This is a genomic window from Aureimonas sp. Leaf454 (assembly GCF_001424685.1).
Classification (GTDB): Bacteria; Pseudomonadota; Alphaproteobacteria; order Rhizobiales; family Rhizobiaceae; genus Plantimonas.
Window position 1 is genome coordinate 114,141 of the sequence record NZ_LMQT01000020.1, and the last position, 19,972, is coordinate 134,112.

Annotated in this window: 19 protein-coding genes; 15 read left to right on the forward strand and 4 right to left on the reverse strand. The window is 68.9% G+C overall.

Annotated features, from left to right (window positions below):
• Position 1: 1 nt before the first annotated feature.
• The 5 genes from ASG43_RS14100 to ASG43_RS14120 all read left to right on the forward strand — a co-directional run bounded on the left by ASG43_RS14100 (position 2) and on the right by ASG43_RS14120 (position 5,219).
• Positions 2-1,600, forward strand: a complete 1,599-nt coding sequence (locus ASG43_RS14100; RefSeq protein ID WP_056506721.1) for a GMC family oxidoreductase N-terminal domain-containing protein — start codon at positions 2-4, stop codon at positions 1,598-1,600.
• Positions 1,601-1,634: 34 nt separating this feature from the next.
• Positions 1,635-2,537 (forward strand): 3-hydroxyisobutyrate dehydrogenase, encoded by a 903-nt coding sequence (gene mmsB / locus ASG43_RS14105; protein WP_056506136.1) that lies wholly within the window; start codon positions 1,635-1,637, stop codon positions 2,535-2,537.
• 188 nt (positions 2,538-2,725) lie between these two features.
• Entirely contained in the window at positions 2,726-4,138 is a 1,413-nt protein-coding gene (locus ASG43_RS14110) for a TadE/TadG family type IV pilus assembly protein (protein ID WP_082490913.1), read from the forward strand.
• Positions 4,139-4,140: 2 nt separating this feature from the next.
• Positions 4,141-4,659, forward strand: coding sequence for a TadE/TadG family type IV pilus assembly protein (locus tag ASG43_RS14115; protein ID WP_056506143.1), 519 nt, complete (start codon positions 4,141-4,143; stop codon positions 4,657-4,659).
• A complete protein-coding gene (locus ASG43_RS14120) occupies positions 4,656-5,219 on the forward strand; it encodes a TadE/TadG family type IV pilus assembly protein (RefSeq protein WP_056506145.1) in 564 nt (187 codons plus the stop codon). Before ASG43_RS14115 ends, ASG43_RS14120 begins: the two co-directional genes overlap by 4 nt.
• Positions 5,220-5,259: 40 nt before the next feature.
• Here the strand turns inward: ASG43_RS14120 and hutC are convergent, their stop codons facing one another.
• A complete protein-coding gene (gene hutC, locus ASG43_RS14125) occupies positions 5,260-6,003 on the reverse strand; it encodes a histidine utilization repressor (RefSeq protein ID WP_056506724.1) in 744 nt (247 codons plus the stop codon).
• Between the two features lie 121 nt (positions 6,004-6,124).
• Here hutC and hutF point away from each other — a divergent pair, with 121 nt between their 5' ends.
• From hutF to ASG43_RS14150, 5 genes are read left to right on the forward strand one after another with little or no spacing between them, the layout of a single operon-like run.
• The gene (gene hutF / locus ASG43_RS14130) at positions 6,125-7,498 is read left to right on the forward strand and encodes a formimidoylglutamate deiminase (protein ID WP_056506148.1); all 1,374 of its coding nucleotides are present in this window, start codon (positions 6,125-6,127) and stop codon (positions 7,496-7,498) included.
• A 55-nt stretch (positions 7,499-7,553) separates the two neighbouring features.
• Positions 7,554-8,771 carry an imidazolonepropionase gene (gene hutI / locus ASG43_RS14135; RefSeq protein WP_056506150.1) on the forward strand — a complete coding sequence of 406 codons (1,218 nt, stop codon included), beginning with the start codon at positions 7,554-7,556 and terminating at the stop codon, positions 8,769-8,771.
• Positions 8,768-9,604 (forward strand): N-formylglutamate deformylase, encoded by an 837-nt coding sequence (gene hutG, locus ASG43_RS14140; protein WP_056506154.1) that lies wholly within the window; start codon positions 8,768-8,770, stop codon positions 9,602-9,604. Before hutI ends, hutG begins: the two co-directional genes overlap by 4 nt.
• Positions 9,601-11,280: a urocanate hydratase gene (gene hutU / locus ASG43_RS14145; protein ID WP_056506158.1), complete on the forward strand. Its 1,680-nt coding sequence runs from the start codon at positions 9,601-9,603 to the stop codon at positions 11,278-11,280. The genes hutG and hutU overlap by 4 nt, the downstream gene beginning before the upstream one ends.
• A gap of 8 nt (positions 11,281-11,288) precedes the next feature.
• Positions 11,289-11,858, forward strand: a complete 570-nt coding sequence (locus ASG43_RS14150) for a HutD family protein (RefSeq protein ID WP_056506161.1) — start codon at positions 11,289-11,291, stop codon at positions 11,856-11,858.
• Positions 11,859-11,987: 129 nt separating this feature from the next.
• On the opposite strand, the gene ASG43_RS14155 is transcribed toward ASG43_RS14150, so the two are convergent.
• Positions 11,988-12,902, reverse strand: a complete 915-nt coding sequence (locus ASG43_RS14155; RefSeq protein ID WP_056506163.1) for an ABC transporter substrate-binding protein — start codon at positions 12,900-12,902, stop codon at positions 11,988-11,990.
• A gap of 317 nt (positions 12,903-13,219) precedes the next feature.
• Positions 13,220-14,203 (reverse strand): transaldolase, encoded by a 984-nt coding sequence (tal, locus tag ASG43_RS14160; RefSeq protein WP_056506166.1) that lies wholly within the window; start codon positions 14,201-14,203, stop codon positions 13,220-13,222.
• Between the two features lie 227 nt (positions 14,204-14,430).
• Between tal and ASG43_RS14165 the strand changes: the two genes are divergently transcribed.
• From ASG43_RS14165 to ASG43_RS14180, 4 genes are all read left to right on the forward strand, one after another.
• Entirely contained in the window at positions 14,431-14,838 is a 408-nt protein-coding gene (locus ASG43_RS14165; RefSeq protein ID WP_056506168.1) for a carboxymuconolactone decarboxylase family protein, read from the forward strand.
• Between the two features lie 106 nt (positions 14,839-14,944).
• Positions 14,945-15,901, forward strand: a complete 957-nt coding sequence (locus ASG43_RS14170; RefSeq protein ID WP_056506171.1) for a D-glycerate dehydrogenase — start codon at positions 14,945-14,947, stop codon at positions 15,899-15,901.
• Between the two features lie 130 nt (positions 15,902-16,031).
• Positions 16,032-16,565 (forward strand): SRPBCC family protein, encoded by a 534-nt coding sequence (locus ASG43_RS14175; protein ID WP_056506175.1) that lies wholly within the window; start codon positions 16,032-16,034, stop codon positions 16,563-16,565.
• 61 nt (positions 16,566-16,626) lie between these two features.
• Positions 16,627-16,851 carry a hypothetical protein gene (locus ASG43_RS14180; RefSeq protein WP_056506178.1) on the forward strand — a complete coding sequence of 75 codons (225 nt, stop codon included), beginning with the start codon at positions 16,627-16,629 and terminating at the stop codon, positions 16,849-16,851.
• Between the two features lie 273 nt (positions 16,852-17,124).
• Here ASG43_RS14180 and ASG43_RS14185 read toward each other — a convergent pair whose 3' ends face one another.
• Positions 17,125-17,874, reverse strand: a complete 750-nt coding sequence (locus ASG43_RS14185) for an SDR family NAD(P)-dependent oxidoreductase (protein ID WP_056506181.1) — start codon at positions 17,872-17,874, stop codon at positions 17,125-17,127.
• Positions 17,875-18,210: 336 nt separating this feature from the next.
• Between ASG43_RS14185 and ASG43_RS14190 the strand changes: the two genes are divergently transcribed.
• Positions 18,211-19,881, forward strand: coding sequence for an HWE histidine kinase domain-containing protein (locus tag ASG43_RS14190; RefSeq protein WP_056506182.1), 1,671 nt, complete (start codon positions 18,211-18,213; stop codon positions 19,879-19,881).
• The last annotated feature ends 91 nt before the right edge of the window (positions 19,882-19,972 follow it).

Sequence of the window (19,972 nt, forward strand, 5' to 3'; positions counted from 1 at the left end):
GGTGGACACGCATTACGATCACATCGTCGTCGGCGGCGGCACGGCCGGCTGCGTCATCGCCAATCGCCTGTCGGCCGACCCCGACCGGTCGGTTCTCCTGCTGGAGGCCGGCGGGCGCGACAACTACGCCTGGATCCACATCCCCGTCGGCTATCTCTACTGCATCGGAAATCCCCGCACCGACTGGTGCTTTTCGACCGATGCGGAAGCGCGCCTCGGCGGGCGGGCGCTCGCCTATCCCCGCGGCAAGGTGCTCGGCGGCTGCTCCTCGATCAACGGCATGATCTACATGCGCGGCCAGGCGCGGGACTACGACGGCTGGCGGCAGATGGGCTGCGAGGGCTGGGGCTGGGACGACGTCCTCCCGATCTTCAAGCGCTCGGAGGACAACGCGGCCGGCGCGGACGAGATGCACGGCGTCGGCGGCGAGTGGCGGGTGGAATCGCAGCGCCTCCACTGGGACATCCTCGAAGCCTTCCAGGCCGCTGCGGAAGCCGCCGGCATTCCCCGCATCGAGGATTTCAACCGCGGCGACAACGAGGGCTCCTCCTATTTCAAGGTGAACCAGCGGCGCGGCGTGCGCTGGAACGCGGTGAAGGCCTTTCTGAAGCCCGCGAGGAACCGGCGGAACCTCACCGTGGTCACCTCCGCCCATGTGCGCCGCCTCATCATCGAGAACCGCGCGGTCGCGGGCGTCGAGTTCGAGGTGGCGGGCGAGGTGAAGACCGTGCGCTGCCGCCGCGAGACGGTGCTCTGCGCGGGCGCGATCGGCTCGCCGCACATCCTGGAACTGTCCGGCATCGGGCGGGGCGAAGTCCTGCAGGCGGCGGGCATTCCCGTCCTCCACGAGAGCCGCGACGTCGGCGAGAACCTGCAGGATCACCTGCAGCTGCGCTGCGCCTACAAGGTCACCGGCATCCGCACCTTGAACGAGCGGGCGAACTCGGCTTTCGGCAAGGCGACGATCGCGCTGGAATACGCGCTGTCGCGCTCCGGCCCGATGTCGATGGCGCCGAGCCAGCTCGGCGTCTTCACCAAGTCCGATCCGTCCTTCGAGACGGCCAATCTCCAGTACCACGTCCAGCCGCTGAGCCTGGAGAAGTTCGGCGAGGGCGTGCACCTCTTCCCCGCCTTCACCGCCAGCGTCTGCAACCTGCGCCCGCAGAGCCGGGGCAGCGTCCACGGCCTCGACCCGGACCACCGCCGCCAGCCCGCGATCCGCCCGAACTATCTCGCCGCCGAGGCCGACCGACGCGTCGCGGCCGACGCCATCAGGCTGACCCGCCGCATCGTCGAGCAGGCGCCGCTCCGCCCTTACCGGCCGGAGGAGTTCAAGCCGGGCCCCGCCTATCAGAGCGAGGAGGAACTGGTGGAAGCGGCAGGCGCGATCGGCACGACGATCTTCCACCCCGCCGGCACCTGCCGCATGGGCGCCGATCCCGGCTCCGTGGTCGACACCGAGCTTCGGGTGCGCGGCATCGCCAACCTGCGCGTCGCGGACGCCTCGATCATGCCGACCATCGTGTCGGGCAACACCAATTCGCCGACGCTGATGATTGCGGAAAAAGCCGCAGAGATGATCCGCCGCGCCTCGCGTTGAGACGCTTCGCCGCCGCCCGCCCGGAGAGCCCGCCATGACACGCAACCGCATCGCCTTTTTCGGCCTCGGCCATATGGGTCGCCCGATGGCATCGAATCTCGTGCGCGCCGGCCACGACGTCGCGGGCTACGATCTCGTCGAGGCTATGCGCGATGCCGCGGGAAAGGCCGGCATCGCGATCGCCGCATCCCCGCTGGAGGCGCTGTCCGGCGCGGATGTCGTGATCACCATGCTGCCGGCCGGCGTTCATGTCGTCGCCGCCTTCGAGGCGGCGGTGCCGCATCTCAAGCCGGGAACGCTCCTCGTCGACTGCTCCACGGTGGACGTGGCAAGCGCCCGCCGCGCGCATGAGATCGCCGCAACCGCCGGGCTCCTCTCGCTGGATGCCCCGGTCTCGGGCGGCACGAAGGGCGCGGAGGCGGGAACGCTGACCTTCATGGTCGGCGGCAGCGAGACGGCGTTCGCGAGCGGCCGGCCGCTCTTCGAGATCATGGGAGGTCGCGTCGTTCATTGCGGCGAGGCCGGCACCGGGCAGGCCGCCAAGATCTGCAACAACATGATCCTCGGCGTCTCGATGGTGGGCGTGGCCGAAGCCTTCGTCCTCGCCGAGAAGCTCGGCCTGTCCCACGAGGCCTTGTTCGACGTCGCCTCGACCTCCTCCGGCCAGTGCTGGTCGCTGACGAGCTATTGCCCGGTGCCCGGCCCCGTACCCGCCTCCCCCGCCAACAACGACTATCGCCCGGGATTTGCGACGGCTTTGATGCTGAAGGACCTGCGCCTGTCGCAGGAGGCGGCGCGCGACAGCGGCGCCGCGACGCCGATGGGACAAAGGGCCGAGGCGATCTACGCCGCCTTCGACGGAGCCGGACACGGCGGCGAGGACTTCTCCGCCATCATCCGCCATCTGAGGGCCGCGCCCTTGGACATCCCGCGCTGAGGCCGGGATGTCCTGCCCCGGCCCGTGACCGCCCCTGTGGCCGCCCTGTGGCCCGAAGACGATATGCGTTCGCTCGACCGTATTTCGAAAGGCTGAAACGCTAAGCGCTTCAGAGTTTCCGCGGGAACTTTACGAGACTTTAAGACGGTCGCCGTCTAGTCAGTTCTACTTACTAGAACGGGCAAGACATGTGGCGCATCCAGTCCCATTTGAAGCGTTTTCTACAGGAAACCCGGGCTAACATCCCGATCCTGACCGCCGTCATGATCGTCCCGATGGTGCTGTTGGCCGGTGGTGCGATCGATATGGTCCGCCAGGAGCAGATCCGGATCGCCCTGCAGGATGCGCTGGATCGTGGCGTGCTCGCCGCGGCATCGCTGAAGCAGACGGAAGAGCCGCGCGCCCTCATCAAGAGCTATCTCGCCAATGTCTCCCAGGGGAGCACGGCCGCGCTCACGCTGAAATACGAGGACAAGCTGAACTTCCGGAAGGTCGAGGCCTCCGCGACGATCGATTACGCACCGGGCTTCCTCAAGATGGCCGGCGTCAAGAAGATGCCGGTCGAGGCGACGTCCTCGGCTCAGGAGGCGCGCTCCAACATCGAGCTGTCCATGGTGCTCGATATTTCCGGCTCCATGTACGACAATGGCGGCATCAACCAGCTGAAGCCGGCGGCCAAGGCGTTTCTTGACATCGTCCTGAAGGAGGAGCTGCGGCCGGTCACCTCGGTCAACATCGTGCCCTTCGCCGGGACGGTCAATCTCGGCTACGACGCCTTCAACGCCATTTCGGGTTTCATTCTCCAGAAGGACAAGACCGAAGCGGAGGCCAAGTCGACCGGCGTCTGCACGCACGCCTCGAACTCGCCCTATACCCGGCGCAACCACTGCTACTCGTCCTGCTTCGAAATGAACGCCTCCGATTTCCAGGAGGGAATCCCGAACTTCAAGACGCTCGATCAGGCGCCGCATTTCTCGGTCTACAACATCAGCGCCGCGGGCAAGAAGCCCTGGTGGTGCCCGGTCGACGCGGCGGCCGTCACCTACATGACCAACGATCTCGATCTCCTGAAGAAGAAGATCGACGCGCTCGATCCCTATGACGGGACGGGAACGGCCTATGGCATGAAATGGGCCGAACTCCTTCTCAATCCGGGCATGCGCAAGCCGATCGCCGCCGTCGCCGCGGCGGGAGCTGCCAAGATCCCGGCCGGCATGACGAACCGCCCCGCCGATTTCGACGATGCCGACACGCAGAAGTTCATCGTGCTGATGACCGACGGGCAGATCGGCTTCCAGCCGCGGCCGAAGGCGCCGTCGGACCTCTACGTGAACACCAAGCAGAACATCACCGGCAACATCCAGAAGGTCGTCTATTCCGAAGGTGAGTCCGCCTCCTTCTACAAGAAGGTCTGCGATTATTCGAAGAAGGAGGGCATCATCATCTTCACCATCGCCTTCAAGGTCAGCACGGCGGTGGCCAAGACGATCGCGGAATGCGCCAGCGATCCCTCCTTCGCCTACAAGGTGGACGGGCTCGACATGGCCTCGGCGTTCGAGTCCATCGCGACGTCGATGCAGAAGATCCGGCTGGTCCGCTAGCGATGCTGCGCTCCTTTCGCGCATCCAGATCCGGCGCCGCGGCGCTCGAATTCGCGATCATCGCGCCGATCTTCCTGTCGATGAGCCTGTCCTGCCTGGAGGGCGGCCTCTACATGACGAAATCGATCCTGCTCGACCGCGCCGTCAACCGCGCCGTCCGCATGGTCCGCGTCGCCGCGGCCGGTGCGCCGGCCACGCAGCAGGACATGAAGAAGGCGATCTGCGACGGAATGATGCTCGTCACCGACTGCCTCTCCGTCATCACCGTCGAGATGACGAAGATCGAGAGCGTCTCGGATTTCCCCACCTCGGGCATGCCGTGCGTCGATCGCGGACTGAGGATCCAGCCGACCGTCTCCTACAATCCCGGACAGCGCGGCTCGATCATGTATGTGCGGGCCTGCATCGTCAGCGATCCCGTGACGCCGGGGCTCGGCTTCGCGCTGGAACTGCCGAAGGACGGCAACGGCGGCTACAGCCTGCGCTCGGCCTCGGCCTACATGAACGAGCCAAGCGCGTGATCCGTCTCCTGCGCCGTCTCTCGTCCCCCCGGCAGGGCGAATTCTGGCGGTCCCGACGCGGCGTCTCCACGATCGAGTTCGCGATGATCGCCCCGGTGATCCTGGTCCTGCTCTTCGGAAGCTTCACGGTCTTCGGAATGGCGCGGGATTCGTACCGGGCGGAATCGGCGACCTTCACCGTGGCCGACATCGTCTCGCGCCGCAACGACGTCTCCAAGGCCTTTCTCGACACGACCTACGCGATGTTCGTCCGGATGCTTCCGGCCACCAACACCGGCGTGAAGTTCCGCGTGAGCAGCATCCTCATGACCAAGAACGGACCGAAGGTCGACTGGACCTATCCGATCTCGCCGATGACGGCGCTCACCGACGCCGCGATCCCCACGACGAAGCTTCCGATCGTGGCGATCAACGATTCCCTGGTGCTCGTGGAGACGCAGGTGGGCTACACGCCGCTGACCGGCCTTCTCGGTCTCGCCAAGGGCTATCACAGCCACATCGCGGCCAACCGGCCCCGCACCACGGCGGCGATCGACGCCGGCGACGTCAAGAAGAAATGAGCCTCGCGGGGCTTGGTTGTCCATACAGGCTCGGTCGCGCTCAGGACGCGCTGTCCAGCCGGTAGCGGCTGCCGGGATAGAGCAGCCGGACCGAGGAGACCACGCCGCCCTGCGCGAAGGTGCGGCGCCGCACGAGGAGGCACGGCTCGGTCCGCGCGATGCCGAGGAGGCGGGCCTCCCAGGGCGCGGCAAGGACGGCCTCGATCTGCTGCTCGGCCCGGACGATCGGAGCGACGCGGGACAGATAGGCGTTCGGCGTGATCTCCCGGAAGGGCTGGTCGATATAGTCCGGCGCGGCCGCGGGTCTCACGAAGCGATCTTCCAGCTGGATCGGCAGATCGTCCTCGAGATGGACGAGGATCGAGTGGAAGGCCGGGTCTCCGAGGGCGAGAGCGAGCGCTTCCGACAGCTCCGGGCCCGCCGTTTCGATCTGCAGGAGCACCAGGGTGACGCCGTGCCGCCCGCCCCGCTCCCCGATCTCGTCGGCGATGTTCGGCACGGACTGGAACTGCGAGCTCCGCTTGCGCGCGGCGACGAACGAGCCCTTGCCCCGAACGCGAACGACGAGGCCTTCCTCGGCGAGCTCGCGCAGCGCCCGGTTCGCCGTCATCCGGCTGACGCCGAGGAGGTCGACGAGTTCGTTCTCGGACGGCACGCGCTGCCCCACCGTCCATTCGCCCGCTTCGACGCGGCTCCGGACATAATGCTTCAGCCGCGCATAGAGCGGCTCGCCCTGCGGCGCGACGGCTCCGGCGTCCGGCGGCTCCTCGTTTGCTCGTGACATCCCTGCCTCCCGCGGCCCGATGACCTGTCCCATCCGCCCTGCCCGGCGGTGGGATCCCGTCCGCCGCTTGCATCAGACCATGGATTGGAGGATGTTGTATAGATAACTTGCGGGAGCCGGCATGACACCGTCAGCGCGAACCCTGTTCTGTCCGATGGCGCTCCTTCCCGGCGGCTGGGCGAGCGACGTCGCGATCCGGCTCGACGACGAGGGCGTCATCGCCCGCATCGAGACCGGGGCGACGCAGGCCGGCGGCGAGCGACTGGCCGGCCCCGTCGTGCCGGCCCTCGCCAACCTCCATTCGCACGCCTTCCAGCGCGCCATGGCCGGCCTCGCCGAGACGGCGGGCAGCGGCGAGGACAGTTTCTGGACCTGGCGGACGGAGATGTACCGCACGGTCGGCCGCATGACCCCCGACGACATCGAGGCGATCGCCGCCAAGCTCTATGTCGAGATGCTGAAGGGTGGATTCTCCCGCGTTGCCGAGTTCCACTACCTCCACCACGCCGCGGGCGGCACGCCCTATGCCGATCCCGCGGAAACCTCGCTGCGCATCCTGGCGGCGGCGCGAACGGCCGGCATCGGCCTCACGCACCTGCCGGTCTTCTATGCTCATTCCGACTTCGGCGGCGCGGCGCCGGGCGACGGCCAGCGCCCCTTCCTCCATGACGTCGACGGCTTCCTCGCGCTTCTGGAGCGCCTCGCCCCCGCGACCGCGGCGTCGGGCGCCCGGCTCGGGCTCGCCGTCCACTCGCTGCGCGCCGCCACGCCGGACGAGATGCGCGCGATCCTCGCCCACGAGCGCACCGGCGGCCCGATCCACATCCACGTCGCCGAGCAGGAACGCGAGGTCGAGGCCTGTCTCGCCTGGAGCGGCCGCCGGCCCGTGGAATGGCTCCTCGGCGAGATGCCGGTGGACGCGCGCTGGTGCGCGATCCATGCGACCCACATGACGCCGGCCGAGACCGAGGCGCTGGCCTCATCCGGCGCGACGGCAGGCCTTTGTCCGGCGACGGAGGCCAATCTCGGCGACGGCATCTTCCCCGCCACCGACTATCGCGGCTTCGGCGGCCGCTTCGGCATCGGCACGGACAGCCATGTCGCGACCGACGTCGCAGAAGAATTGCGGCTTCTGGAATACGGACAGCGCCTGCGCGATCGTCGGCGGTCGCGCCTCGCGAGCGGCCCCGGCGCCTCGGTCGGCCGAACGCTGCTCGACGCCGCGCTCGAAGGCGGCGCGGCGGCGACCGGCACGGCGGCGTTCGGGCTGCGGCCGGGCGCGCCAGCCGACCTCGTCGTCCTCGACGGCGCCAATCCCTACATCGCCACCGCCAAGGGCGACGCGATCCTCGATCGCTGGCTCTTCGCCCTCGGTCGCGAGAGCATCCGCGACGTCCTCGTCGGCGGGCGCTTCGTCGTCCGGGAGGGCCGCCATGCAGCCGATGCGGCGGTGGATGCCGCCTTCCTGAAGACGCTCCGGCGGCTCGCAGCATGAGCCGCGCGACGCCCGGATCCTCGATCCCGCGCCGGCCCGCTGAGGAGACGTCAGCATGAAAACCCTCCTGATGAACCTCCGCCTGGCGACGCTCGCCCCCTCCCGGCCCGGCCTCGGCATCGTCGAGGCCGGCGCGATCCTCGTCGAGGGCGGACGCATCCTCTATGCCGGCGCGGCGGACGGGCTCTCGGCCGAGGCGGGACGGGAGGCGGAGACGGTCGATCTCGGCGGCCGCTGGGTGACGCCGGCCCCGATCGACTGCCACACGCACATCGTCCATGGCGGCAACCGCGCGAAGGAGTTCGAGATGCGGCTCGCGGGCGCGAGCTACGAGGAGATCGCCAGGGCCGGCGGCGGCATCGTCTCGTCCATCGCCGCGACGCGGGCCTCCTCCGTCGACGACCTCGTCGCCTCCGCGCTCCCCCGCCTCGACGCGCTCCTGGCCGAGGGCACGTCCACGGTGGAGATCAAGTCCGGCTACGGGCTCGACGTCGAGACTGAGATCGCCATGCTGGCCGCGGCGAGACGCCTCGGGCAGCACCGCAGCGTGCGGATCGTGACGAGCTGGCTCGGCGCTCATGCCACCCCCCCCGACCACAAGGGGCGCAACGCCGCCTATCTCGCGGAGGTCGCGATCCCCGGCCTTCAACGCGCCGCCGCCCTCGGCCTCGTCGATGCCGTCGACGGCTTCTGCGAGGGCATCGCCTTCTCCGCCGAGGAGATGGAGCCGGTCTTTTCCGCGGCCAAGGCCCTCGGCCTTCCCGTGAAGCTCCATGCCGAGCAGCTGTCGCATGCCGGCGGCGCGGCTTTGGCCGCACGCTTCGAGGCCCTGTCGGCCGATCACCTGGAATATGCGACGGCGGAGGACGCGGCGGCGATGGCCAAGGCCGGCACGGTCGCGGTGCTTCTGCCCGGCGCCTATTACTTCATTCGGGAAACCCGGCTGCCGCCGATCGAGGCTTTCCGCGCGGCGGGAACGCGGATGGCGCTCGCCACCGACTGCAATCCCGGCACCTCGCCGCTGACCTCGCTCCTCCTCACGATGAACATGGGCGCGACGCTCTTCCGCATGACGGTCGAGGAGTGCATCGCCGGGGTCACGCGGGAGGCCGCCCGCGCGCTCGGCCTTCTCGCCGAGACCGGCACGATCGAGGTCGGCAAGTCGGCCGACCTCGCGGTCTGGGACATCGAGAGCCCCGCCGAGCTCGTCTATCGCATCGGCTTCAACCCGCTTCAGGCCCGCTACTTCAAGGGCGAGGAAATCCGCCGATGAGCCCGTTCGAAGTTCGGCGAGGCGCTTCGCCCGTGATCCTCGGCCTGCCCCACACCGGCACGGATCTGCCGCCGGAGATCGCCGCGCGCCTCAACGACGAGGGTCTTCGCCTTCGCGACACGGACTGGCACATCGAGCGGCTCTATGACGGGCTTCTGCCGGAGGCGACGATCGTGCGCGCGACCTTCCACCGCTACGTCGTGGACGCCAATCGCGACCCCGACGGCGTCAGCCTCTATCCCGGCCAGAACACGACCTCCCTCGTTCCCGAGACCGATTTCGACGACCAGCCGATCTGGCGGGACGGCAAGGGCCCGACTCCTCGCGACATCGCGGAGCGGCTGGCCGCCTACCATGCCCCCTATCACGCCGCGCTCGCCGCCGAGATCGACCGCGTGAAGGCGATGCACGGCACGGCGATCCTCTACGACTGCCATTCGATCCGTTCGGTGGTGCCCTTTCTCTTCGAGGGCACGCTGCCCGATCTCAACGTCGGCACGGCCGGCGGCACGACCTGCGATCCCCGCGTCGAAGCCGCGACCATCCAGGCCTGCCGCGCCGCGCGCGGCTACACGTCCGTGCTCGACGGCCGCTTCAAGGGCGGCTGGACGACGCGCCATTACGGCCGGCCCGCGTCCGGCGTCCATGCGATCCAGATGGAGATCGCGCAGAGCGCCTATCTGGCGAGCGAGGCGCCGCCCTTCGCCTATGACGGGGCCAAGGCGGAGCGGCTTCGCGCCGTGCTCGGGCCGCTCCTCGCCACCCTCGAAGCCCTTGCCCCCGACCTCGCCGCCGCCGCTCCCGCCCATTCCTTCGAAGGTCCCGCCCGATGACGCCGATCGATCGCCGCCACAACGCCCGCACCGTCCGCGCCGCCCGGGGGAGCGAACTCACCGCCCGGCACTGGACGACCGAGGCGCCGCTGCGCATGCTGATGAACAATCTCGACCCGGAGGTCGCGGAGAACCCGAACGAGCTCGTCGTCTACGGCGGCATCGGCCGCGCGGCGCGCACCTGGGACGATTTCGACCGGATCGTCGCCGCGCTCCGCGAATTGTCCGAGGAGGAGACGCTGCTCGTCCAGTCGGGCAAGCCGGTCGGCGTCTTCCGCACCCACAAGGACGCGCCGCGCGTCCTCATCGCGAACTCCAACCTCGTGCCGCACTGGGCGACCTGGGACCATTTCAACGAATTGGATAAAAAGGGCCTGGCCATGTACGGCCAGATGACCGCCGGCTCCTGGATCTATATCGGCACGCAAGGAATCGTTCAGGGCACCTACGAGACCTTCGTGGAGGCCGGACGCCAACATTACGGCGGCGATCTCAAGGGCCGCTGGGTGCTGACCGGCGGGCTGGGCGGCATGGGCGGCGCGCAGCCGCTGGCCGCCGTCATGGCGGGCGCGTCCTGCCTCGCCATCGAGTGCAATCCGGACTCGATCGAGTTCCGCCTGCGCACCCGCTATGTCGACGAGAAGGCCGAGACGCTCGACGAGGCCATGGCGATGATCGAGGCCTGGACGAAGGCCGGCGATGCCAAATCCGTCGGCCTCCTCGGCAATGCCGCGGAGATCCTGCCCGAAATGGTGAAGCGCGGCATCCGGCCGGACATGGTCACCGACCAGACCTCCGCGCACGACCCGATCAACGGCTACCTGCCGGTCGGCTGGTCGATCGCCGAGTGGAAGGCGAAGCGCGAAAGCGATCCCAAGGCCGTGGAAGCGGCGGCGCGGGCCTCGATGCGCCGGCATGTCGAGGCGATGATCGCCTTTCGCAACCAGGGCGTCCCGACCTTCGACTACGGCAACAACATAAGGCAGGTCGCCAAGGACGAGGGTCTGGAGAACGCCTTCGATTTCCCGGGCTTCGTGCCGGCCTATATCCGCCCGCTGTTCTGCCGGGGAATCGGCCCCTTCCGCTGGGCGGCGCTGTCCGGCGATCCCGAGGACATCTACAAGACCGACGCCAAGGTGAAGGAGCTCACCCCCGGCAACACCCATCTTCACCGGTGGCTCGACATGGCCCGCGAGCGCATCGCCTTCCAGGGCCTGCCCGCGCGCATCTGCTGGGTCGGTCTGGGCGACCGCCACCGGCTCGGCCTCGCCTTCAACGAGATGGTGCGGACGGGAGAGCTCTCCGCGCCGGTCGTCATCGGCCGCGATCACCTGGACAGCGGGTCCGTCGCCTCGCCGAACCGCGAGACCGAGGCCATGAAGGACGGCTCCGACGCCGTCTCCGACTGGCCGCTCCTCAACGCGCTCCTCAACACCGCATCGGGCGCGACCTGGGTTTCGCTGCACCATGGCGGCGGCGTCGGCATGGGATTCTCCCAGCATTCCGGCATGGTGGTCTGCGCCGACGGCACCGACGACGCCGCCCGCCGCCTCGAGCGCGTCCTCTGGAACGATCCGGCGACCGGCGTCATGCGGCATGCGGATGCCGGCTACGAGGAGGCGATCGACTGCGCGCGGGAGCAGGGGTTGAACCTGCCGGCGATCCTCGGGCGATAGGCCTCGCCATGCACGTCCTTCCCGCCGCCGCCCACCGCCGGATGCCCTGGAAGAACGGCGGAGGCGAGACGATCGAGATCGCGGTCCATCCGCACGGCGCCGGCCTCGACGTCTTCGAGTGGCGCGTCTCGATGGCGACCGTTGCCTCGGACGGACCCTTCTCCCGCTTTCCCGGCGTCGACCGCACGCTGGCGATCCTCGACGGCTGCGGCCTGGTGCTCGACATCGAGGGCCTCGGCCGCCATCGCCTCACGGTGGCCGACGCGCCGCTCGCCTTTCCCGCGGATGCCGCGACGAGCGCGCGGCTGGAGGACGGGGCGATCACCGATCTCAACGTCATGACGCGGCGCGGGGTCCGAACGCACGCCGTGACGCGGCTGGAGGCCGCGACGGCGCAGCGCGTGGAAACGGTCTCCGGCTGGACGTTGATCGTCGCACGCGGCACGCTCTCGATCTCCGACGGCCGCGAGGAGCGCACGCTCCAAGCGCGGGACGCGATCCTCGTCGAAGGACCGGGCGCGCTCGGCGTCTCCATCCCGGCGGACGCGGCAGGCGCCTTTCTCGTGGAGATCGCGTGAACCCGTCAGCGGCCGTCCGGCCTGCCGGGGGCCGGAACGCCCGCTCGAACGAAAACGGCGGTGGATGCCTCGCGCATCCACCGCCGACATCAGGGTCGAAAGGCCTGGAAGGGGCGCGACGACGCGCCTTCAGTTGAGGCCCTTCTCCTTCAGGAAGTCCTCGGCCACCACGTCGTAGCTCTCCTGCGCGGCGAGGCGGCCGTTCATCTTGATGAGATCCTCCGTCGTCAGCGCGGCCGAAACGGCGTCGAGCGTCGTGGTGACCGCCTCGCTCGCCTTCGGCGTCGCGATCACGGGCACGACGTTCTGAGCGGGGAAGAGATTCTTCACGTCCTCCAGCGCGACGAAGTCGTTGGCCGCCATGGCGGGATCGGTCGAGAAGAGATTGGCGGCCTGCACCTGTCCGTTGGACAGAGCCGAGACGGTCAGCGGGCCGCCGACATCGAGCGCCCGGAACGACTGGAATTCAAGACCGTAGACCTCCTTCAGCCCGACCACGCCCTCCTTGCGCGTCTTCCACTCCGGCGGGCCGCCCAGCACCATCTCGCCCGCGACCGGCGCGAGATCGGCGATGGTCTTCAGCTTATACTTCTCGGCGGTCGCGCTTGTGACGACGACGGCGTCCGCATCCTGCGCGGCGGACGGCGTCAGCATGGACACGCCCTCGGGAAGAGCCGCCTTCAGCGCCACCGCGACGTCGGCGGGCGAATGGGCGGTCGCGGTCTTGTCGAGATAGCTCAGGGCCGCGCCCGCATATTCCGGCAGGAGGTCGATCGAGCCGTCGAGCAGGGCCGGCATGTAGACCTCGCGGCTGCCGATGCTGGCGCGCACCTCGGTCGTGATGCCCTTGGCGCCGAGAGCCTTGGCGTAGATCGTGGCGAGGAGCTGGCTTTCGGGGAAGTCGGCGGAGCCGACGACGATGGTCGAGCTGTCGCCGCGCGCCGGCGGATCGGCGGCAAGCGGGTTGTCCTGCGCGAGGGACGGGGCGGCGCTGAGCGCCAGAAGCGCGAAGGCGCCGAGCGTCGTGATCATCCGGGCGGTCATGGTCGTCTCCTGAAGGGTCGAGGTCTGATCGGCATCGGCGAGGCGGCCGAGAGGCTCGCATCGCGCGGCATGCCGGAAGGATCGGGGACGCCGGACGGATCGGCGGCACGCCCACCGCTAAGAGTATGGCGGAGAGGCCGATTGGCCAGCCCACCGGCCCCTGCGACGCTTTGACGGTCCCGATGGTCCGCGCTCGCCGCCGCCGCGATCGCGACGTCGGCCGCGGAGCGATCCGGCCTCCCGCCCAAAACGGCGAAGGGGCAGCGCGGCCTCGCCGCACCACCCCTTCCCACGATCGTCCGCCGACGGTCCGGCCGTCAGGCGGCGGCGCGCGAGGAGCCCTCTTCCATGCGCTTGGCGACGAGCGTGCGCAGGGAGGTCAGGTCCTTGGCGAAGGAGCGGATGCCCTCCGAGAGCTTCTCGGTCGCCATGGCGTCGTCGTTCATCATCCAGCGGAAGGTCTTCTCGTCGACCACCATCGGATCGGCCTTGACGGCGCGCTCAGGGCTGAGCTTGCGCTCCAGCGTTCCGGTCGCCGCGTCGAGCTCCGACAGAAGGTTCGGCGAGATCGTCAGCCGGTCGCAACCCGCCAGCGCCTCGATCTCGCCGGCATTGCGGAAGGATGCGCCCATCACGACGGTCTTGATGCCGTTCGACTTGTAGTAGTCGTAGATCGAGCGCACCGACAGAACGCCCGGATCGTCCTCGGGGCCGTAGGTCTTGCCGGTCGATTTGGCATGCCAGTCCATGATGCGGCCGACGAAGGGCGAGATCAGGAAGACGCCGGCATCGGCACAGGCAATGGCCTGGGCCAGCGAGAAGATCAGGGTGAGATTGGTGTCGATGCCCTCCTTCTGGAGAACCTCGGCGGTGCGGATGCCCTCCCAGGTCGCGGCGAGCTTGATGAGGATGCGCTCGCGGCCGACGCCGCGCTCCTCGTAGTCGGCGATGATGGCGCGAGCCCGCTTCAGCGAACCCTCGACGTCGAAGGAGAGATCGGCATCGACCTCGGTCGACACGCGCCCGGGAACGAGAGCGGCGAGCGCCGAGCCGACGGAGACGGCCAGCCGATCCGAGACGGCATTGGCGACCGCCGTCTTCTCGCCGCCCTTCTTGGCGCCCCAGGCCAGCGCCTCGGCGAAGGCATCGTCGAAGGCCGGCGTTCCCAGCGCCTTCAGGACGATCGTCGGATTGGTCGTGCAATCGACCGGCTTCAGCGTGCGGACGGCTTCGATGTCGCCGGTGTCGGCGACGACCGTCGTCATCTCGCGCAACTGTTCGAGCTTGGATCTGGTGCCCATCGTCTCATCCCTTTTCACGTCATGTGCGTTTTCATCATTTAATGCGCTTTGCCCCTCGGTGCGACCCCGGATCGCCCGCTTGGCGCGGCAATGACACGAAAACGCTTCCTCGCTGCGAGCGACGTCGCGCGCCGGACCGTCCGGGCGGGCCGCCATGACGGATGCGGCCGGGCTTGCGATCCTGTAGGACTGACGCGAATCTTTTCCGTCTCCGCGAAAGGTGAACGATGGCGACCGTGAAGCTTTGGACCGACGAGGAGGTCGCATCCGACCCGCGCGTCAAGGCGATCTTCGACGACATTCGCGCCGTGCGCGGCTCCGATTTCGTGAACCGGTTCTGGCGCGGTCTCGCCAACCAGCCCGCCGTGCTCGAGCGGACCTGGGAGCAGCTGAAGCTGGTGATGATGTCGCCCGGCAGCCTCGATCCCTTGACGCGTGAACTGATCTACATCGCCGTCTCCACCGCCAACGGCTGCGGCTACTGCGTGCACTCCCACACGGTCGCCGCCCGCGCCAAGGGCATGACGGACGAACAGCACGGCGAGCTTCTCTCCGTGATCGCGATGGCCTCTCAGACCAACGCCCTCGTGACCGCCCTGCAGATCCCGATCGACCCGGAATTCCAGATCGCCTGAACCGGCGCGACCCCCCCGGCCGCCGAAGGCGCGGCCGGAGCTTGCCGTTCCCTGCCGTCTTGCCGCACGCTTCCGGCCGCAGCTGTTTCTCTACGAAGGACTTCGCATGCACCGACTGATCGTGACGCGCCGCCTCCCGCCGGCCGTCGAAGCCCGTTGCGCCGCCGAATTCGATGCGGTTCTGCGCACCGACGACGCCGTTCTCTCCGCCGATGCGCTGATCGAGCGCGCGGCGGGCGCCGACGCGGTGCTCTGCGCGCCCGGAGACCGGATCGACGCCGATGTCGCCGCACGTCTGCCGGACAGCGTGAAGGTCGTCGGCACCTTTTCCGTCGGCACCGACCATCTCGACACGAAGGCGCTGGCCGCGCGCGGCATCGCCGTCTGCAACACGCCGGACGTCCTGTCGCTGGCCACCGCCGAGATCACGATGCTCCTGATGCTCGCCGCCGCCAGGCGCGCCGGCGAGGCCGAGCGAATCCTGCGCGCGGGCGCCTGGACGGGTTGGGCGCCGACCCAGCTGATCGGGACGCAGGTCTCCGGCCGCCGCCTCGGCATCTACGGCATGGGCCGCATCGGCCGCGAGGTCGCGCGGATGGCGCGTGGCTTCTCCATGGAGGTGCACTACCGCAACCGCTCGCGCCTCGCCCCCGACCTGGAGGAGGGCGCGATCTTCCATGAGAGCGACGACAGCCTCCTCGCCGTGTCCGACATCCTGTCGCTGAACGCGCCGGCCTCGGTCGAAACAAAGAACTGGCTGAACGCCGAGCGCATCGCCAAGCTTCCGCCCCGTGCCATCGTCGTCAACGCCGCGCGCGGCACGCTCGTCGATGACGAAGCGCTGATCGCAGCGCTCGCCTCGGGCCGCCTCGCCGCCGCCGGCCTCGACGTCTTCACGGGCGAGCCGAAGCTTCACCCCGGCTATCTCGACCTCGAGAACGCCGTGCTCCTGCCCCATCTCGGCAGCGCCACCGAGACGGCCCGCGACGCCATGGGCTTCCTCGCCCTCGACGGGATCGCCGCGGTGCTGAAGGGCGAGCGGCCGGAGAACCTCGTTTGCTGACCCGGTGTGGACGCCGGTCCCGGCTCGGGAACCGGGCGCAAGCGGGTGGTGAGCTTGGAAGGGAAGGCCGCCCTCTTGCGGCCGAAAAGCAGGGAGAGGGTCGTCCGGCCATGACCGTGAGGACCGACCCTTGAACCGATTCCTGCTGGCAGTCCTTCTGCTTCTTCTGCCCGCCTCCGCCCTCGCCCAGCACGCGCCGACGCGCGCCAAGCTCACCGAAACGATCGAGGTGGCCGCGTCGCCGGAGACGGTCTGGGAGCGGGTGAAGAACTTCGACGATCTGTCCTGGAACCCGCTCGTCGCCTCGGTGGACACCGTGCCCGGCAACGTCCTCGACACCGCGCGCCTCGTCACACTGAAGACCGGCGGCGAGATGGCCGAGACGCTGTATCGCTTCGACGAGGAGAAGCACATGTTCGCGACGCTCGTCCCGCACATGGATCTGAAGGTGCTGCCGGTCTCGACCTATTCGTCCTACCTCACCGTGAAGCCCGGCAAGGCGCCGGGCACCGCGCTCGTGGAATGGCGGGCCGCCTTCTATCGCGGCTGGCCGAACAACGATCCGCCGCCGGAGCTGAACGAGGCGGCCGGCATCAAGGCGGTGGGTGCCTATGTGCGCGAGGCTCTGGCGGGCCTGAAGTCGACGGTCGAGCACGGCTCCTGACGGGAACCATCGCATCGCCGCGTGCTTTTTCTCCAGAGCCTTGACCGCAAAGGAGAAACCCATGTCCAACACGGACGAGACCCGCCGGGACGACCTCGGCCGCGATGCCGCCTCCTCGACGCTCGGCGATGGCGACACCGGTCTAAAGCCCGCTCGCCTCGGCGACGCGCCGGAGCCGACAGGCGGCAAGCCGACGCCCATGGAACAGACGGCGGATGTCGCCAACCAGTCCGCCGCCGCCGAAAGCCGCCGCGACGTCGCGGCCGGCGTCAAAGGAACCGGTTAACAAAAAAGCGACGCTCCAGCCTTGCACAAGGTGGAGGTCGTATCCATCTCTCAGGAACGCGAGGCTGGTCGGAGACATCCAGGCCCCTCGCCGTCCCGGCCTTCGCGGCTCGTCCGACCACGGATGTACTGGCGAGGTGAGTTGAGAAGGCCTTGAGACTCTTTGAAAAAAGACGCGGAGCCGCCGGCGGAAACGCCCGGCGGCTTTTTCGTGTCCAGCGCCGGCTTCCCGGCGATCGCCGAGGCGGACCCCGGCGATCTCGGCGTCTGGCGATCAGCTCTCGCGATGCACCGGGAACGGCCCGAAGCTCTGGCTGACGGGCATGATCTCGAGGCTGTTGACATTGACATGCGGCGGCTGCGTCGCCACCCAGAAGATCGTCTCGGCGATGTTCTCCGGCTGCAGCGCGTGGGCGCCGCCATAGAGCTTGTCGTAGGCTTCCTGGTTGCCGCCGGTGCGCACCAGCGTGAACTCGCTTTCGCACAGGCCGGGCTCGATCGAGGTGACGCGCACGCCTTTCCCGTGGAGATCGGCTCGAAGGCCGAGGGAGAACTGGCGCACGAAGGCCTTGGTGCCGCCGTAGACGTTGCCGCCGGGATAGGGCCAGCTCGCCGCGACCGAGGAAATGTTGAGGATCGCCCCGCGCCGCTCGATCAGCCTGGGCAGGAGATGGTGCGTGATCGTGACGAGGCCCGTCACGTTCGTGTCGATCATCGTGCGCCACTGCTTGAGATCGGTCTGGTCCGCGGGCGCGGTGCCGAGCGCCAGGCCGGCATTGTTCACGAGAACGTCGATTCCGGCGAAACGCTCGGGAAGGCTCGCAAGCGCGGCCTGCGTGGCCTCGGCATCGGTGATGTCGAAGGCGAGCGGATGGAAGCTCGAACCGAGTTCGCTCGCGAGCGCCTCCAGCCGGTCGACGCGGCGGCCCGTTCCGATGACCTGCCAGCCGGCGGCCGTGAATCGCCGGGCGGTCGCCGCGCCGAAACCGGCCGTGGTGCCGGTGATGAGGATGGTCTGCGTCAAATCGGGAAGTCCTTGGGTTGGAAAGCGACGTGGCACATGGACGCGCCGGAGCGAGAAAAGGACGAACCGGGGATCTGCGATCCGGCGGCCGGGCGGCTTGCGCGCGGTTCAGACACGAGCCCCGAAAGAGCGCCGATGTCCAGTACGACTTGGTGAATCGGCTGCCGGACGGTCTGCCGGGGGCCGATCGCAGCACCGATGCGAAGATCATGGTTCCGCTCCGAAAATGCACCTCTTGCACCGCTTTCGCAATCTCTGCACCCGGCTACATCTTGCGACGTTGTCGAGCGGCCGAGACCCGACGTAAGGTTTTCTTCGAAGGGAACCATACGGCCGGTGAGCAGCGAAACCAGCGCCTCGAACGACGACGGACCGGACCGCGACGTCACCGGTTTTCGCGGACCCGTGCCCGACCGGTTCCGGTCCTGGCCGGCCGCAGGCGCCGATCTGGAGAACCGCCTGTTCCAGGCTTGCGCCGCGGCGCGTCTCGCCGAGGAGCGGCTGGCGCTGACCTTCGAGGCGGCCGATGCCGTCGGTTGGTGGGATTGGGACATTGCCGCGGACCGGTGCCGGGCGAGCGCCGGCTTCGCCCGCCTCTTCGGCGTCGATCCCGATCGGGCGGCCATCGGCCTGCCGCGCGCCGCCTATGCCGATGCGGTGCATCCGGACGACCGACCGTCCGTCGCAATGGCCATCCGCGATGCGATCGAGGGCAGCGGCGCCTTCTCCCACGAGGTTCGGATCAAAGGGCCGGACGGCGCGACCGTCTGGATCCTGTCCCGGGGGCGCTGCGAGCGCGACGCCGGCGGAAAGCCCGTGCGCTGCTCCGGCGTCGCGCTCGACATCAGCCAGCGCAAGGCCTCCGATGCCCGCAAATCCGCCTTGCTGGAGCTCGGCGATCGCCTTCGCGATCGCGAGAATGTCGGCGAGATCGCCTATGTCGCGGCCGAGATCCTGGCGAAGGTTCTCGGCGCCACGCGGGCGGGCTTCGGCCTCGTGGATCCCCTTCACGAGACGGTCGTCCTGCAGCGGGATTGGCGCGCGCCGGGCATGTCCAGCATCGCCGGCTTCCATCGCTTTCGCGACTACGGCTCCTTCGTCGACGATCTGAAGCGCGGCGAAACCGTGATCATCTCGGACGTCGCGACCGATCCCCGGACGGCGGGGAATGCCGAGGCGCTCGCCGGGATCGGGATCCGCGTTCTCGTCAACCTCCCCGTGATCGAGCTCGGGCGGTTGGTTCTCGTGGTCTTCGTCCATCACGATCGGCCGCGGACGTGGCTCGAAGCGGAACTCGCCTTCGTGCGCAACGTGGCGGACCGCACGCAATCGGCGATCGCGCGGCTGCGAGCCGAGGAGCAGCGGCGGCTTCTGCATCGCGAGCTCGGCCATCGCCTGAAGAACAACCAGGCGATGATGCAGGCCATCGTCGGGCAGACGCTGCGCAACGCGCCGGACCTCGAAACGGCGCGCTCGTCGCTGACGCAGCGCCTCGATGCCCTCGGTCGCGCCCACGACGTCCTCGTGTCCGGCGAAGCGGAGGATGCCGATGCCCGCGCCATCATCGAGGGCGCCCTCGCCCTCCATGACGACGGCCAGAACCGGATCCTGCGCGACGGGCCCGCGCTGCGCGTCGCCGCGCCGGTCGCGCTGTCGCTGGCGCTGATCCTTCACGAACTCGCCACCAATGCGGCCAAATACGGCGCCCTCTCCTCCGAGAACGGTCGCATCGCCATTTCGTGGTCGACCTGCGCGGCCCCGGCTCCGGACGCCAACGGGGACGGGGACGCGGACGCAGAGGCTGCGGGCGTTTCGATGTTCCGTCTGTGCTGGCGCGAGACGGGCGGGCCGCCGGTCGCCCGGCCGAGCCGGCGCGGCTTCGGCACCCGACTCGTCGAGCGGGGCCTCTCCGGCGCGACCGGCGGCTCGATCCGCCTCGACTATCCGGCCGAGGGCTTCGTCTACGAACTCCTCGTGCCGCTCGCCGATCTGTCGCGCCGGGGCTGATTCCCACGGCCGAGGCAAGGACCGATGTCGTGTGCGACGGCCGGGGAAGCCGGCCGGGGCGACGATGGCGCTGGCCTCGAAGGCGTGCGGG

Bases quoted from the DNA above. Each gene is read 5' to 3' on its own strand.
- hutI (WP_056506150.1), top strand. From the start codon at position 7,554: ATGAAAACCCTCCTGATGAACCTCCGCCTGGCGACGCTCGCCCCCTCC.
- ASG43_RS14165 (WP_056506168.1), top strand. From the start codon at position 14,431: ATGGCGACCGTGAAGCTTTGGACCGACGAGGAGGTCGCATCCGACCCG.
- mmsB (WP_056506136.1), top strand. From the start codon at position 1,635: ATGACACGCAACCGCATCGCCTTTTTCGGCCTCGGCCATATGGGTCGC.
- ASG43_RS14170 (WP_056506171.1), top strand. From the start codon at position 14,945: ATGCACCGACTGATCGTGACGCGCCGCCTCCCGCCGGCCGTCGAAGCC.
- hutF (WP_056506148.1), top strand. From the start codon at position 6,125: ATGACACCGTCAGCGCGAACCCTGTTCTGTCCGATGGCGCTCCTTCCC.
- ASG43_RS14155 (WP_056506163.1), bottom strand. From the start codon at position 12,902: ATGACCGCCCGGATGATCACGACGCTCGGCGCCTTCGCGCTTCTGGCG.
- ASG43_RS14115 (WP_056506143.1), top strand. From the start codon at position 4,141: ATGCTGCGCTCCTTTCGCGCATCCAGATCCGGCGCCGCGGCGCTCGAA.
- hutC (WP_056506724.1), bottom strand. From the start codon at position 6,003: ATGTCACGAGCAAACGAGGAGCCGCCGGACGCCGGAGCCGTCGCGCCG.
- ASG43_RS14110 (WP_082490913.1), top strand. From the start codon at position 2,726: ATGTGGCGCATCCAGTCCCATTTGAAGCGTTTTCTACAGGAAACCCGG.
- tal (WP_056506166.1), bottom strand. From the start codon at position 14,203: ATGGGCACCAGATCCAAGCTCGAACAGTTGCGCGAGATGACGACGGTC.
- hutG (WP_056506154.1), top strand. From the start codon at position 8,768: ATGAGCCCGTTCGAAGTTCGGCGAGGCGCTTCGCCCGTGATCCTCGGC.
- ASG43_RS14180 (WP_056506178.1), top strand. From the start codon at position 16,627: ATGTCCAACACGGACGAGACCCGCCGGGACGACCTCGGCCGCGATGCC.
- ASG43_RS14150 (WP_056506161.1), top strand. From the start codon at position 11,289: ATGCACGTCCTTCCCGCCGCCGCCCACCGCCGGATGCCCTGGAAGAAC.
- hutU (WP_056506158.1), top strand. From the start codon at position 9,601: ATGACGCCGATCGATCGCCGCCACAACGCCCGCACCGTCCGCGCCGCC.